This window comes from Nisaea sp. (genome assembly GCF_039990255.1).
Taxonomy (GTDB): domain Bacteria; phylum Pseudomonadota; class Alphaproteobacteria; order Thalassobaculales; family Thalassobaculaceae; genus Nisaea.
Map to the genome: position 1 here is coordinate 63151 of NZ_JBDXGG010000006.1, position 15630 is coordinate 78780.

Annotated in this window: 11 protein-coding genes; 7 read left to right on the top strand and 4 right to left on the bottom strand. The window is 58.7% G+C overall.

Annotation, left to right across the window (positions count from 1 at the left end; all coding sequences use genetic code 11):
* The first annotated feature begins 137 nt into the window (after positions 1 to 137).
* Positions 138 to 2861 carry a preprotein translocase subunit SecA gene (secA, locus tag ABJ076_RS04410; RefSeq protein ID WP_348190396.1) on the top strand — a complete coding sequence of 908 codons (2724 nt, stop codon included), beginning with the start codon at positions 138 to 140 and terminating at the stop codon, positions 2859 to 2861.
* A gap of 38 nt (positions 2862 to 2899) precedes the next feature.
* On the opposite strand, the gene ABJ076_RS04415 is transcribed toward secA, so the two are convergent.
* From ABJ076_RS04415 to ABJ076_RS04425, 3 genes are all read right to left on the bottom strand, one after another.
* Complete coding sequence (locus ABJ076_RS04415) at positions 2900 to 3376, bottom strand: hypothetical protein (RefSeq protein WP_348190393.1); 477 nt, start codon at positions 3374 to 3376, stop codon at positions 2900 to 2902.
* Positions 3377 to 3667: 291 nt separating this feature from the next.
* Entirely contained in the window at positions 3668 to 4228 is a 561-nt protein-coding gene (locus ABJ076_RS04420) for an SAM-dependent methyltransferase (protein ID WP_348190391.1), read from the bottom strand.
* Entirely contained in the window at positions 4225 to 6357 is a 2133-nt protein-coding gene (locus ABJ076_RS04425; protein WP_348190388.1) for an aminotransferase, read from the bottom strand. The genes ABJ076_RS04420 and ABJ076_RS04425 overlap by 4 nt, the downstream gene beginning before the upstream one ends.
* A 122-nt stretch (positions 6358 to 6479) precedes the next feature.
* Between ABJ076_RS04425 and ABJ076_RS04430 the strand changes: the two genes are divergently transcribed.
* Positions 6480 to 6935 (top strand): DUF1178 family protein, encoded by a 456-nt coding sequence (locus ABJ076_RS04430; protein ID WP_348190385.1) that lies wholly within the window; start codon positions 6480 to 6482, stop codon positions 6933 to 6935.
* On the opposite strand, the gene ubiG is transcribed toward ABJ076_RS04430, so the two are convergent.
* Positions 6936 to 7697 (bottom strand): bifunctional 2-polyprenyl-6-hydroxyphenol methylase/3-demethylubiquinol 3-O-methyltransferase UbiG, encoded by a 762-nt coding sequence (gene ubiG / locus ABJ076_RS04435; protein ID WP_348190382.1) that lies wholly within the window; start codon positions 7695 to 7697, stop codon positions 6936 to 6938.
* A 137-nt stretch (positions 7698 to 7834) separates the two neighbouring features.
* Between ubiG and ABJ076_RS04440 the strand changes: the two genes are divergently transcribed.
* The 5 genes from ABJ076_RS04440 (at position 7835) to hisS (ending at position 15619) form a co-directional block, all read left to right on the top strand.
* Positions 7835 to 9064: an aspartate kinase gene (locus ABJ076_RS04440; protein WP_348190379.1), complete on the top strand. Its 1230-nt coding sequence runs from the start codon at positions 7835 to 7837 to the stop codon at positions 9062 to 9064.
* Positions 9065 to 9067: 3 nt separating this feature from the next.
* A complete protein-coding gene (gene ptsP / locus ABJ076_RS04445; protein WP_348190376.1) occupies positions 9068 to 11341 on the top strand; it encodes a phosphoenolpyruvate--protein phosphotransferase in 2274 nt (757 codons plus the stop codon).
* A gap of 173 nt (positions 11342 to 11514) precedes the next feature.
* A complete protein-coding gene (locus ABJ076_RS04450) occupies positions 11515 to 12987 on the top strand; it encodes a RodZ domain-containing protein (protein WP_348190374.1) in 1473 nt (490 codons plus the stop codon).
* Between the two features lie 112 nt (positions 12988 to 13099).
* Positions 13100 to 14248 carry a flavodoxin-dependent (E)-4-hydroxy-3-methylbut-2-enyl-diphosphate synthase gene (ispG, locus tag ABJ076_RS04455; RefSeq protein ID WP_348190371.1) on the top strand — a complete coding sequence of 383 codons (1149 nt, stop codon included), beginning with the start codon at positions 13100 to 13102 and terminating at the stop codon, positions 14246 to 14248.
* Positions 14249 to 14374: 126 nt separating this feature from the next.
* The gene (hisS, locus tag ABJ076_RS04460) at positions 14375 to 15619 is read left to right on the top strand and encodes a histidine--tRNA ligase (RefSeq protein WP_348190368.1); all 1245 of its coding nucleotides are present in this window, start codon (positions 14375 to 14377) and stop codon (positions 15617 to 15619) included.
* The last annotated feature ends 11 nt before the right edge of the window (positions 15620 to 15630 follow it).

A 15630-nucleotide genomic window follows, 5' to 3' on the forward strand; every position in this document is an offset into this window, starting at 1 on the left:
CATACATTCTGTCCGAGGAAAAGCGCCGTCCCTCATATGCCCCTACTGACCGCCTGCGTTGACAGAGTTTGCGCGACCCCCTATCTGTCAGCCAGCCGGGGACTTCCCGGATATCCATTACCTTTTCAGAGGTCGGCATGCTCGGCTCACTCGCCAAGGCCCTCTTTGGTTCCGAAAACGAACGGATACTGAAACGTTTGCAGAAGACGGTCAGTGCGGTGAACGCGCTTGAGCCGGATTTCGCAGGGCTCGACGATGCGGCGCTGGCCGCTAAAACCGATGCCTTTCGGGAGCGCCTGAAAGCGGGGGAGAGTCTCGACGACATCCTGCCGGAAGCCTTCGCGACCGTTCGCGAGGCAGCCAAGCGGACACTCGGACAACGGCATTTCGACGTCCAGTTGCTCGGCGGACTCGTTTTGCATCAGGGCCGGATCGCGGAAATGAAGACCGGCGAGGGCAAGACCCTTGTCGCCACACTCGCGGTCTACCTGAACGCCATAGAGGGCAAGGGCGTCCACGTCGTTACCGTGAACGACTATCTGGCCAAACGTGATGCTGGCTGGATGAGCCAGATCTACAATTTTCTTGGTCTTTCGACCGGCTGCATTGTGCACGGCCTGACCGACGCGGAACGTAAGGCGGCCTACGCATCAGATGTGACCTACGGCACCAACAACGAATTCGGCTTCGACTATCTGCGGGACAACATGAAGTTCCGCCTGGAAGATATGGTCCAGCGCGACTTCAATTTCGCTATCGTCGATGAAGTCGACTCGATCCTGGTCGATGAAGCACGAACTCCGCTGATCATTTCCGGCCCGGCCGAAGACAGCTCCGCCACCTATACCGCCATGAATGCCGTGATCCCCGGACTCGTTCCGGAAGACTTCGAAAAGGACGAAAAGCAGCGCACCGTCGCCTTCACAGAGGCCGGACAGGAGCATATCGAAGAGCTGCTAAGCGCCGCCGGTATGCTGGAAGAAGGCGGGCTCTACGACATCAATAACATTTCTCTGGTTCACCACGCCAACCAGGCGCTCCGTGCACACCATCTTTTTGCCAAGGACACGGACTACATCGTCAAGGACGACAAGGTCGTCATTATCGACGAGTTCACCGGCCGGGCGATGGAAGGCAGACGCTATTCCGAGGGTCTGCACCAGGCGCTTGAGGCCAAGGAACAGGTGACCATCCAGAACGAGAACCAGACTCTGGCCTCAATCACCTTCCAGAACTATTTCCGGCTCTATCCGAAGCTCGGCGGCATGACCGGCACGGCCATGACAGAGGCCGCAGAGTTCGCTGAAATCTACAATCTCGAAGTCGTCGAGATGCCGACCAATGTTACTATCGCCCGGAAAGACCATGACGACGAGGTCTATCGCACGGCCGAGGAGAAGTGGGACGCCATCATCGACACCATCGCGGAATGCCGCGAAAAGGGTCAGCCAGTGCTGGTCGGCACGGTGTCTATCGAGAAGTCCGAGTTGCTCTCCGGCCTGATGCACAAGCGGCGGATCGAGCACAAGGTCCTCAACGCACGCTTCCATGAACAAGAAGCGACGATTGTCGCCCAGGCTGGCCAGCCGGGCGCAATCACCATTGCCACGAACATGGCAGGCCGCGGCACCGATATTCAGCTCGGCGGCAACGCAGACATGCGGATCGCTCTCGAACTCGGTGAAGACGCAGATCCGGCAAAGGTCGAGGCTATCCGCGCCGAGGTCGAAGTGGCGAGACAAAAGGTTCTGGAGGCTGGCGGCCTCTATGTCATCGGTACCGAGCGACATGAAAGCCGGCGTATCGACAACCAGCTCCGTGGCCGTTCCGGCCGTCAGGGCGACCCGGGCGCGTCCAAATTCTTCCTGTCGCTCGAAGATGACCTGATGCGAATCTTCGGCTCAGAGCGCATGGACGGCATGCTTCAGCGGCTCGGCCTGGAAAAGGGCGAGGCCATTGTCCACAGCTGGATCAACAAGGCGCTCGAAAAAGCCCAGCAGAAGGTCGAGGCCCGTAACTTCGACATCCGCAAACAGCTTCTCAAATATGACGACGTCATGAACGACCAGCGCAAAGTGATCTTCGAGCAGCGCAAGGATATCATGCGCGCCGAAGAGATCGCGGCGACTGTCGCCGATATGCGGCACGAGGTGATCGAAAATCTGGTTGCCCGTTGCATTCCGGAAGGCGCCTATTCCGAACAATGGGATATCCCGGCCCTGCACGAGGAATGTCTCCGGCTACTCGCCCTCGATCTGCCCGTTACCGAATGGGCGGACGAGGAAGGCATCGCCGACCAGGAGATCCTCGAACGCATCACCAAGGCATCTGATCGTGCAATGGCAGAAAAAGCCGCGAATTACGGCCCGGAAGTGCTGCGCATGGCTGAGAAGAGCCTACTGCTGCAGATCCTGGATCAGCAGTGGAAAGAACATCTGCTTTCGCTTGATCACCTGCGCCAGGGTATCAACCTGCGCGCTTATGCCCAGAAGGACCCGCTGAACGAATACAAGCGCGAAGCCTTCAACCTGTTCGACGGCATGCTGACCGGTCTGCGCGAGACTGTCTGCGGCGTCCTCTCCCATCTTGAGATCCGCATCCAGGCGACGCCCGAAGAAATGGAAGCCCGCATGGCGGCGGAACGCGCGGATCGGGAAATGCACGAGGGCCGCATAGACCCTGCCCTTACCTCTCCAGGTGCGGATGATGATTCAGCAGACGGGGAAACCATGGTCCGGTCCCGGCAGAGCGCTGCCAGCATTGATCCCCAGGATCCATCAACATGGGGAAAGGTTCCGCGGAATGCTGCATGTCCCTGCGGTTCAGGTAAAAAATACAAGCAATGCCACGGGAAACTCTGATCGCGCGCCATCGACTTTAGCGCGCGTTGATAAACGCCTTAACGAACGAGTGAAATGACAGTCCCACCAATGTGAGCCGCTTCATTCTCGACACTGACGAGACCGACCAGAACAACATCGACTTCGCCGAATTCTCCGCTGAACGGCAAGCAAAGGATTTGCATTCCACCAATGGAACCCGAAGCCGGTTCCTGACTCTTTGCTGCGGTAAGAATACAGCTGGTTAGTTCGTCCGGCAAACCGCCGCCAGCCTCTGTTGTCGCGCCTATCACCTGACCGCCGAGCAATCCGGCGGCGGCATCGCCCGTGAATTCAACCTGAAATCTGGATTTTTCTCCATAGACGAGCAGCACATAGGGCATTTCGTCGACAAGATCTGAGATAAACAGGTTCTCGGAGAGTGGAAGGGTCAACTTAGCACGGGAGAAGTCCCAATAGACTCTCAGATCCCGAAGCACCGGAGACAAATGCTCTGTCTGCGCGAAACGTCTGTCTGACTGAAAATCCAAAATCATAAACCCCTCCCTCGGCGTTGCCATGCGCCGTGGCTATGGATGGCCGACGATGTTTTTTTCATCGTCCGATACCATTCAAGCCATCCCCTGTTCCTTTCGTGCCGGTTCCAGCCATCACCCAGATCCGGCCCACCTCTCGCCGTTCACGATATTTTAAACGCTGATTATCCTCTCAGCATAGCACCAAAGCGTATGTGACAAGGCCAAGCCTCGCAACGCTCCGTAGGGCATACGGGTATTTTTCAATCATGAGTCTTCAGTGTTATCCACCATGCCTAACAGCGCATGAGACTAAATATCAGCTATCTGGGGCATATTTCTGATCGCCGCGATCCGCTGAATACAGGCCGGCGCCGGAACGGTGACTGTCAGGTCTTCAAATGCGATAACCCTGAGTTCAGGTCTACACAAAGTCAGAAGTTCTTCATTATGTAACAGGAAATCAGGGTTCCTCGGCCGGCCAAAAGCTTCGTTACCTCTGGCGAACGTCTCGTAGATCAACATGCCATCCGGAGCAACGGCCGCAACGATGTCTCGCATGATCGGCCGGTGCAGGTAGTTCGTCACGACAACGCAGCCAAACCGTCGGTCGACAAGTGGCCAGGACCTTCCAGCTTCCAAATCGAATGCGACAAGCTGAACGTCCGGGTCGGCGGCCATATCGGCGACGGGTGCGATGTTCCGATCCAACATGACAACCGGATTTCCCCGATCACGAAAGAACCGGCCGTGACGCCCCGCGCCGCACGCAACATCGAGGATCTCAACGTCTTTAGGCACCAGCTCAGAAAAACGCTTGACCCAACTTGACACCGCCGCCATCGGTCCCGATTCAACGCGCGCACCGCTCATTCAGCTGCCTCGGCCGTATCAAGAATGGGGATGACCGCTCCGGAAAACGAGCAATCCGGAACCGCTAGTCGCAGGAATACCGGCCCGGCCGCCTCTACCGGAGCAACCGAGCCAGGGTCCTCGTTTGGAAAAGCCGTGGCACGCATGCCGGTACGCATCGCACCTGGGTCGATGGCATTGGCCTGGATGCCGAAAGTTCGGTTTTCCTCAGCGTAAACACGCATCATGGCCTCAAGACCGGCCTTGCTCGCCGCATAGGCGCTCCAGTCCGCATGGGCGTTCCGGGCTGCGCCAGAAGTCACAAAAATACACCGACCAGCTTCGGACGCTGCCAGCAGCGGATGCAACACTGACAAAACCCGGAAGGCCGCATTGAGATTGAGATCGATCACCCGGTCCCAAGTAGCATCTTCAATGTCCGGCAAGGGCTTCAAATCCCCGAGCAGCGCGGCATTGAGGACAAGCACATCAAGCCGCCCGCCGCTACGCTCGATGGCTTCCAGGAGCGCCGCCATCCCTTCCGGGCGACTGAGATCGGCTTGAACTGACATCGCCGTGCCGCCTTCCGCCTCGATTTCAGCCTGCCGGGCGGCCAGCCCAACTGCATCCCGCGCGAGCAGAAAAACAGTGGCTCCAGCTCGGGCGAAAACCCGTGCGACCTCCGCGCCGATCCCACGGGAAGCACCAGTGACAAGCGCGACCTTACCGGCAAGGGGCTGCGTCGAATGCTCAACCGCTTCGGCGACCTTCTGTTCCTCAGCGATGATCCCCAGTTCTTTGCTGATATACTCCAGAGCCGCTTCGAGCGTATCAACGATATCATCGACCTGATCATGCGTGACCACGAACGGCGGCGCGATAAGCAATGTATCCCGAACCGCGCGGACGATGATGCCCCGCTCCCTAAGGTTCTCACGGCAGACTGCGGCAACGATGCCTGGCGGATCGAACAGGATATGCCGGTCTTTATCCTGGATCAGCTCGACCGCCCCCAGCAGCCCCAGGCTGCGCACTTCACCAACCAGCGGATGCTCTGCGAGACGCTCAAGCGCGCGCTGGAAATAAGGGCCGATATCCTGCGCAACCCGCTCAACCAACTTTTCACGTTTCAGAATATTCAGGTTTTCCAGCGCCACGGCAGCCGCGACCGGATGTCCCGAATAGGTGAAGCCATGAGCAAGCCCCCCCTCTGCGTCGCGCAATTTGTCCGCGATCGGGTCAGAGATCATCAACGCCGAAATCGGCTGGTATCCGGAGGACAGGCCTTTCGCCAATGTAATGAAATCGGGACTGAGGCCAAACAGTTCCGCCGCGGACCAGGCACCGAGCCTGCCGAAAGCGCTGATCACCTCGTCCAGAACGAACAGCACGTCATGTTGTTGGCAGATTTTCTGAACTTCCTGAAGGTACCCTTCAGGCGGAAAAATCAGACCGCCCGCCCCCTGAATCGGCTCGCAGATAAAGAGCGCGACATTCTCGGCACCGAGTTCCTTGATCTTGATTTCAAGGGCATGCGCGGCCTGCTGTGCAAATGCCGACTCTGACATGTCCCAGCCGTGCAGGAATTTGTACGGTGCCTCAATATGGGCGAAATCCGGCATGCCGGTGCCGCCCTGCGCGTGCATGGCCCCCACTCCGCCAGCGCTGATCGTCGCCAGAGTTGAGCCGTGATACCCCTCTTCCCGACCAATCACGATCCGCTTCGACGGCTTGCCGATCAGTTGCCAGTAATAGCGTGCAAGGCGGATCGCACTATCGCAGACCTCTGAGCCGGAATTCGCGAACAAGGCGGTGTTGAGATGCCCCGGCATCAGAGCCGCCAGCGTCTCTGCCAATTCAGCCGTGGGTGCCGTAGTCGTATTAAAGAATGTATTGTAGTAGGCAAGCTGGTGCATCTGCCGTGCGGCGACATCGGCCAGCTCCTTGCGGCCATACCCGACATTGACGCACCACAGACCAGCGAGTGCGTCGAGATAGCGGTGCCCCTGATCATCCCAGAGGTAGCAGCCCTCGCCCCGATCTATAACGGTCGGTCCGCCCGCATCCGAGAGTTCCCGGTTCTGCGTGAAAGGATGCAGATGATGGGCCGCGTCCCGCTGCCCGAGGGTCTTGTCGTCCGGATCGCTCATACTCTGTCCCCCGCGCAACGACACACTGGCTTATTAGCAATTATTACACTATTCCGACAGCATGCTACCTGATAGCTCCGTGAACTATTAGATGGCCGACAGGACGACAGTGGATCAGTTGAATGATCAAATACAGATTGCGGTGCGATAAGGACCATAGCTTCGACGCTTGGTTTCGCGATAGTGCTGCCTATGACAAACAGGCAGACGCTGGCCTGCTGCTGTGTCCAAGCTGCGGCTCGTCCTCTGTCTCCAAGGCCCTGATGGCTCCCAACGTCTCTTCCTCCAAGAAGAAAGGTGACAGCGAGCAGCCGCAGACCGATAGCGTACCGACGATCAACCAAATGCCGCCGGAAGCGATCGAGATTCGTCAAAAACTCGCCGCACTCCGCTCTGAGGTAGAGAGTAATTTCGACTATGTCGGCAAGGACTTTGCCGAGGAAGCACGTAAGATCCATTACGGCGAAAAAGATCCGCACGGCATCTACGGAGAAACCAGCCCTACCGAAGCCGAGGCCCTGCGCGACGAAGGAATCGAGTTCGGCGCCATTCCCTGGCTGCCCAAAAGCGACGCCTGATCAGGCGCTTTCCGGACGAATGGCAAGCATGGCGTAATTGATACCCAGATCCGACGATCGCTCGAATGAATCGCCCAGCGGATCGAACCGGATACCGGTCTTCTCCGCCAAAACCAACCCAGCTTCCGACAACAATGCGCCCAGTTCATTCGGTGTCAGGAATTGCCGCCAGTCATGCGTGCCTGCCGGAACCCAGCGCAGGACATATTCAGCTGCGAACTTCCCGAACAAAAGTGACTTCATGGTGCGATTGAGCGTGGTTACGAAGACAACACCGCCCGGGCGAACCAAGCTGGCGAGAGACGCCGCAAAAAGCGCGGGGTCGGCAACATGCTCGATCACCTCGGAGGCAATCACCGCATCGAACGCCCCAGGCATTTCAGCCGCAAGATCTTCTGCCAGAGAAACCCGGTAGTCGATCTCAAGGCCTGTCTGCTCAGCGTGCAACCGTGCGGTTCCGATGGTCCGTGCATCGGCGTCAATCCCCGTCACCGTCGCGCCAAGCCGGGTAAGCGGCTCCGAGATCAAGCCGCCACCGCATCCGATGTCGAGCAGTTTCAGGCCGTTGAACGGAGTCTCGGCGGCTTCGGACAAAACAAAATGGTCGCTCAACCACTCCCTGATCAATCCAAGACGGACCGGTGTGAATTTATGCAGCGGCGCAAATGGTCCCTGCATATCCCACCATTCCGCCGCCACTGCGGAGAAGCGGGCGACATCCTCCGGATCGATCGTGCTCGCAATTACATTCTTCTGGTTCATGGGCTCTCCATTCAACACCGAGCCCGGTCTTGCCCGGACAGCGACGTATCGCTATGTATAGCCCCGCCGGGAGCCATAAGGAACGCTCGCGTTCCGGTTTCGGGCATTGGGGATACACTCCTGAAAAGCGGAACGAAATGGCGCGTATCGTGCAAAAGTTCGGCGGCACGTCCGTCGCCGATATTGAACGCATCAAGAATGTGGCCCTGCGGGTCAAAAAAGAGGTCGATGCCGGCAACGAAGTGGCCGTCATTGTCTCTGCTATGGCAGGCGTCACCAATCAGTTGGTCGGCTATGCGCGCGAGATGAGCGTGCTGCATGACGCTCGTGAATACGACACCATCGTCTCAACCGGCGAGCAGGTGACGAGCGGCTTATTGTCGATGGCCTTGCAGAATATCGGCGTCAACGCCCGCTCCTGGCTAGCATGGCAGTTGCCGTTCCGGACCGATGGGGTGCATAGCAAGGCCAGGATCGAGAACATTGAGACCGGCGAGATCGTCAAACGGTTCGAGCAAGGTCAGGTCGCCGTCCTCGCGGGCTTCCAGGGCATTGGGCCGGACAACAGAATTACAACGCTCGGTCGCGGCGGTTCCGATACATCGGCCGTCGCGCTCGCCGCAGCGCTCAACGCTGACCGCTGCGACATCTACACGGATGTCGATGGGGTCTATACGACCAATCCTCGGATAGTACCGGCAGCCCAGAAGATAGACCGGATCACCTACGAGGAAATGTTGGAACTGGCCTCTCAAGGGGCCAAAGTGCTGGAAACGCGCTCCGTCGCGCTCGCTATGCAGCACAATGTAAGGCTTCAGGTGCTCTCCAGCTTCATTGAAGCTCCCGGCACCCTGGTTTGTGATGAGGATGAGATCGTGGAACAGCAAATCGTCAGCGGCATTGCATATAGCCCGGAAGAAGCCAAGGTCACCGTGCGTCACGTTCCGGACCGTCCGGGCATTGCCGGTTCGATCTTCGGCAGCCTCGCTGACGCAGCAGTCAATGTCGACATGATCGTCCAGAACGTGACCGAGGACGGCAACACCACCGACATGACCTTCACCGTCGGCAAGACCGACCTCGAACGTGCTCGTCAGGTTTTGGAAAAGCTGAAGGGTGAACTGGGCTTCAAGGAAATCAACGCGGACCCGAATGTTGCCAAGGTCTCGGTCGTCGGCGTCGGCATGCGCTCCCAGCCCGGCGTTGCCAAGACGATGTTCCACACACTGGCCGACAAAGGCATCAATATCCAGGTCATCTCGACCTCGGAGATCAAAGTCAGCGTTCTGATCGCCGCCGAATATACAGAGCTCGCGGTCAGGGCTCTTCACACCGCATACGGCCTCGACGGGCCGCCGGCGAGCTGAGGCATGACGGCGGCGGTCGAGCAAAACGGCTTCGGCCGCAACTCCCGCACCATGTTGCGCAGACTGCGCGATGTGATGGCGGATACGCGCGCACCGCAGGAACGCCTTAACAGCATCACCTCGATCATCGGCGCCGACATGGCGGCGGAGGTCTGCTCGATCTATGTCCGCCGGTCCGACAATCTGCTGGAGCTTTGCTCCACCGAGGGACTGAATAAAGACGCAGTCCACCGCACGCTGATGCATTTCGGCGAGGGTCTTGTCGGCGACATCGCCGCCCGTGCCCAGTCGCTTGCGTTATCGGACGCCCAGTCCCACCCCAAGTTCGCCTATTTCCCGGAAACCGGGGAAGAGATCTACCAGTCCCTCGCCGGTGTGCCGGTGATGCGCGCCGATCGGGTGCTCGGCGTGCTGGTGGTCCAGAACCGCTCCCGCCGGCAATATTCTGACGAAGAAATCGAAACGCTCGAGACTTTCGCCATGGTGCTGGCGGAACTGCTCGCGAACGGCGTACTCGACGGGCAGGAGAGCAGGCACGATGCACCCGTTCGTATCGCCGGTCAGACCGTCGCACCTGGCGTTGGCATCGGAGTTGCGCATTTCCACAGACAGAGCACGGCAATCCGCCGTGTCGTTGCCGACAACCCGGCGATTGAAAAGGAGCGTCTCGACAGTGCTATGCAGGGGGTGCGCTCACGCATCGACGCGCTGCTTTCAGCTCCCGATCTCGCCGAAGCCGGGGAGCATCGTGACGTTCTTGAAACCTTCCGGATGATTGCCCATGACCGTGGCTGGCTGACACGGATGAATGACGCGATCGATAACGGCCTGACCGCAGAGGCGGCGGTCCAACGCTCGCGCGCCGACATGCGCGCCCGCCTCGGCTCAGTCCAGAACCCCTATCTGCGCGAGCGCCTGGCCGATTTCGAAGATCTGACAAACCGTTTACTCGCTCAGCTTGCCGACGAGGAAGAGAATGGCGACGCTGCCAGCGCCCTTGACGACGAACAGCCCTATATTGTGGTCGCACGTTCCATGGGCCCGGCGGAGCTGCTCGACTACGACCGTACGCACCTCGCCGGCCTCATCCTTGAGGAAGGCTCGGCAACCGCACATGTCGCCATTGTCGCAAGGGCTCTGGACATCCCGGTTCTCGGGAACATTCCGGGCCTGTTGAGCGAGGTTAACCCGGGCGACCGCCTGATCATCGATGCCGACAGCAGCCAGGTCTTGCTAAGGCCAACTGAAGATGTTCAGGAATCCTTCCATGCTGGTCTGCGCGCCCGGGCCGAAACCAAGGCGCGCTATCAGGCACTTCGCGATCAGCCGGCCCGCACGCTGGATGGGGTCGACATCAGTCTGTTGCTGAATATCGGCTTGATGTTCGACCTACAGCAGATCGACGCCACTGGTGCCGAAGGGATCGGGCTCTACAGGACAGAGATACCCTTCATGGTGCGCCGGGACATTCCGGACGTTCCACAACAGACGGACGTCTATCGCCGTGTCCTCGATGCCGCCAACGGTCGACCTGTCACCTTCCGCACTCTGGATGCAGGTGGCGACAAGAACATTCAGGCATTCGGCCACGACCCTGGCGACAATCCGGCTCTCGGCTGGAGATCAATCCGGATATCCGTCGATCACCCCAGCCTCCTGCGCAACCAAGTTCGCGCGATCTTGCGGGCCGCAGCAGGCGCTCCAGTAGACCTGATGTTCCCTATGGTCTCCACCGTGGGGGAGTTCGACGCAGCGCGTTCTATTCTGGACAGAGAACTCGAACGCGCCTTGCGCCTTGGCGAAGAACTGCCAGCAAAACTGCGTCTTGGTAGTATGCTCGAAGTTCCCTCTCTTGCGTGGCAACTTCCCGAAATCTTGCGACGTGTCGACTTTCTCTCTGTAGGCAGCAACGATCTACAACAGTTTTTCTTTGCAGCTGACCGTGGAGACCATCGCGTAACCCATCGTTACGACGCAGTCTCGGTTCCCTTCCTCCGGCTCCTCAGAAATATATCCAATGCATGTAAAAAGCACGGTAAGCCATTGACTTTATGTGGAGAGATGGCCGGATCGCGAATCGGCGCGATGGCTCTCGTCGGAATTGGATATCACAGACTGTCCATGGCGGCAGCATCGATCGGCCCCGTCAAAGAAACAATAAGATCATTTAATTACAATGACTTGCAAGACCTTATGTCGCATTTACTAGAAACCCGCGAGGGTAGGCTGGTGGAGAATCTGAAAGCATTTGCCCGCGATCATCAGGTACCGACGTGAGTCTTCGGATGGAAAAATCCGAATAGATCATTGATTCATTGGAGAATTTATTCTAACTTGGCTTTCAAGCCTGGTTACTCCATGGTGACGCAGTCAGTTTTTCGAAATAGTTACTGCTGAAATTGTGGGCTGAGGAAGACGCAATATTCGCGGGCAATTAGGTCGTGGATGATATGAGCGCAAAAGAAAAGTTGAGACTTCGGCATATCGAAGATGCCGCGAAGCCAATAACCATTGAACGCACGTCTTCGGTGACGGCGAAAGTGGCCGACGTGTCTCTGGATATTTCCCCCAAGGCGACCAGTTCCAGGGCGGCAGAGCTCTTACTGAGCACCGAAGCAGGGGGCGGCTCTGCGGTAGGTGCGATGTTGCGCCAGCACCGTGTTGAAAGAGACTTTACTGTTCAGGACATCGCCCAGCAGTTACGAATTCAGCGCAGTTATCTGCAAGCACTGGAAGAAGGCGATTTCGACAACCTTCCAGGACTGACATATGCCATCGGATATGTTCGCAGTTATGCCAAGCTTCTGGACCTTGACCCAGACACCTTGATTGCCGATTTCAAGGCTGAAGCCAAAAAGCTTCAAGAACCGACTCAGCTGTCCTTTCCTTCTCCCGCACCGGAGGGGAAAGTGCCAGGTGGAGCAATGGTGTTTGTCGGCGTTCTGCTTGCGGCGATCAGCTATGGCGGCTGGTATTATTTCTCAACAGCGGAAACCGCAGTCTCCGATCTGACGCCGGGCATCCCGGACCGTCTTGCCTTCCTGCTTGAAGAGCCTGCAATCGACACTCCCGCAGCAATAGAAAACGCCACAGTTGCGCGCCAACCGGCCGCAGCTATCGCCGCGACACAGGCGCCAAACGCCTCCGCAGCAGCAACGTCGCCCACAGAGACAGAGTCCGTGATCGAGGCAGCAACCGTTGCGCCGGTGAGCCAGGAACCTGCTCAACAGCCCGCAGCACCTGCGGAACCGGTAGTAACCTCGGAAACGGCGCCCGCAGCAACAGAGACAGTCGCCGCTACGCCCGAAGTTGCCGCAGCGATTAATACCGAGACCGAAATACCGGCCGCCCCGTCGCCGACCGCCCCGTCGAACGACGAAACGGTCACTGCTGCCGTCGCGGGAACAGAATCAGTCTCGGAGGCAACGCCAACAATCGATACTCCCGCCTCCAACGATACAACACCTGCAGCGGTGGCACCTGCAGCGGAGACTGTAGAGCAGATTGCCAGCGTACCTGGCCCTACGCCTGGAACAACCGACATTCCTGGCATTCCTGAAGTACCCGTGCAGGAAGCGGCTACAACCAGCCGCTCTGTCGTCGAAGCGGAAGCGGCGGCAATCGACAGCAAACCGAAACCGGTTTCCGCCGTGGCAGGACCGTTTATCGTGATCAGCGCAACGGATGACAGCTGGGTTCAGGTCCGGGGCACTGATGCAACCCCGCTACTGACCCGTATCCTTCGCAAGGGCGAGCAATATGAGGTGCCATCCCGCACCGGTCTGAAGCTCTTCACCGGAAATGCCGGGGCTCTGAAGATTTCCGTGAATGGATCGGAGGCACCAAGCCTTGGACCGTTCGGCAAAATCGCCCGCAACATCCCGCTGGACGAAACCCTGTTGACTTACACGGTCACAGACTGACGCCAACATTCCTCAATCGTATTGAAGGCGCCGTTTACCTGCGGCACCTGCTTGCTTTATAAGACCCGGAACGCCATCTCGCAGTGGCGAGTACAGCGAGCGGATCGATCCCATGAGCGTGCGGCCCTACCGCGATATCTTCAGACGTAAATCCCGTCAGATCTCCGTCGGCAATGTGCTGGTCGGCGGCGATGCGCCGATTACGGTGCAAACCATGACGAATACCCTGACATCGGATGCCAAGGCGACCATTGCGCAAATCCAGGCCTGCGCCGATGCCGGTGCGGATATCGTTCGCGTCTCCTGCCCGGACGAAGCTTCGACCGCAGCAATGCCGGAAATCTGCAAGGCCAGCCCCGTGCCGATCGTCGCGGATATCCATTTCCACTATAAGCGCGCCATTGAAGCCGCCGAGGCGGGCGCAGCATGCCTGCGGATCAATCCGGGCAATATCGGTAGCGCCGAGCGAGTCCGCGAAGTGGTGAAAGCTGCCAAAGATCACGGCTGCTCAATGCGGATCGGCGTCAATGCCGGCAGCCTTGAAAGGCACCTTCTGGAAAAATACGGCGAGCCATGCCCCGAAGCGATGGTCGAATCCGCGCTCGATCACATCCGCATCCTGGAAGACAACGATTTCCACGAAATGAAGGTCAGCGTGAAAGCGTCTGACATCTTCCTTGCCGTCGCCGCCTACCAGGGGCTGGCCGACGCCTGTGACTACCCACTGCATCTCGGGATCACCGAGGCCGGAGGCTTCCGCATCGGCTCCGTCAAATCCTCCATAGGCATGGGCATGCTGCTCTGGAGCGGCATCGGCGACACGATCCGGGTCTCACTATCCTCGGATCCGGTGGACGAAGTGAAGGTCGGGTTCGACATTCTGAAGTCACTCAACCTGCGCCATCGCGGTGTTAACGTCATTTCCTGCCCGTCCTGTGCCCGCCAGCAATTCGACGTGATCAAGACCGTCGAGATTCTGGAGAAGCGGCTCGCGCATATCACAACCCCGATGACCCTTTCGGTGATCGGGTGCATTGTGAACGGGCCAGGCGAAGCGCGCGAGACCGATATAGGTTTCACAGGTGGCGGCAAGGGGACTCATCAGGTCTATGTCGCAGGCCTGCCGCATCACCGTCTGAAGGACGACAATGTCGTCGACCATCTGGTCTCTCTCGTCGAGGAAAAGGCGGCCGAAATCGAGAAGGAACTGGCAGAAGCAGACGACAGCCCAGCCCGGATCGTTTCTCCGGCGGCGTCCTAACCCTTTAAAGGCTATCCAACCACCACAAAACACCGCATCCGTTTGAATCCGGGACGGAAACGCGGCATAAACCGAGCCTCCCCGGCAAATTGTCGGTTTTCGGGGACGTTTGAAAGGACCTCAATCATGGCAAAGTTGCAGCCCGTTCGTGGCACCCACGACCTCCTCGGTGAGGATGCGCGGCGGCATCGCCATGTAGTCGAGACGGCACTAGCGACAGCTGGCCGCTATGGTTTCAGCGAGATCCAGACACCAGTCTTCGAATTCACGGAAGTCTTCGCCCGGACTCTCGGCGAAACATCGGATGTCGTTTCGAAGGAGATGTACAGCTTCACCGACCGGGGCAATGAAAGCATCACCCTGCGCCCGGAAGGTACCGCAGGCGTGGCGCGTGCTTTCATCTCCGGCGGGCTGACCCAGGACCTGCCGCTGAAGCTGTTCTATCAGGGCCCAATGTTCCGCTATGAGCGCCCGCAAAAAGGCCGCCAGCGTCAGTTCCACCAGATCGGCGTCGAGCTTATCGGCGTGCCGACACCGCAGGCCGATATCGAAGTGATCACGGTTGGCGCCGATATCCTCGACGCACTCGGCATCTTCGACGGCATCGTTCTGGAGCTGAACACGCTTGGCGACACGGAGAGCCGTCAGGCCTATCGCGGTGCATTGGTCGAGTACCTCATGGGCCACAAGGACGGATTGTCAGAAGACAGTCTGAGGCGGCTGGAGGCAAACCCACTACGCATCCTCGACAGCAAGGATGAGGGCGACCGCAAGATCGTCGCGGACGCCCCCTCCTTCGGCGATTATCTCAATGCGGCGTCCGAGGATTTCTATGGCTCGGTCAAACAGGGACTCGATGCCGTCCGCATTCCCTATCGACAGAACGACCGGCTGGTGCGCGGCCTCGATTACTATTGTCACACCGCCTACGAATTCGTAACCGACCGGCTCGGCGCCCAGGGTACAGTTATGGCTGGCGGCCGTTATGATGGGTTGGTCGAAATGATGGGCGGCCCCACGACACCAGGCGTCGGTTGGGCAGCCGGTATCGAACGGATCGCCATGATGATCGAGGCGCCTGCCGCTCCGGCACGGCCGTTTTCCCTGATCCCGGTCGGCGAGGCCGCGACCATCGCAGCGATCAAGCTCGCGCACGACTTGCGCAAGGCGGGCCACTCTGTCGAAATGGGCTATTCGGGCAATCTCGGAAAGCGCATGAAGCGGGCAAACAAAGTCAGTGCCAGCCACGCCGTGATCATCGGCGAGACGGAACTCGAAAAAGGCGTAGCGACGATACGCGACCTGGATTCAGGCACGCAGATCGAAGTTGCTCTGGACAAGATCGGGGACCATCTCGGCGCCGAGGCCTAGCGAGGCGCGCG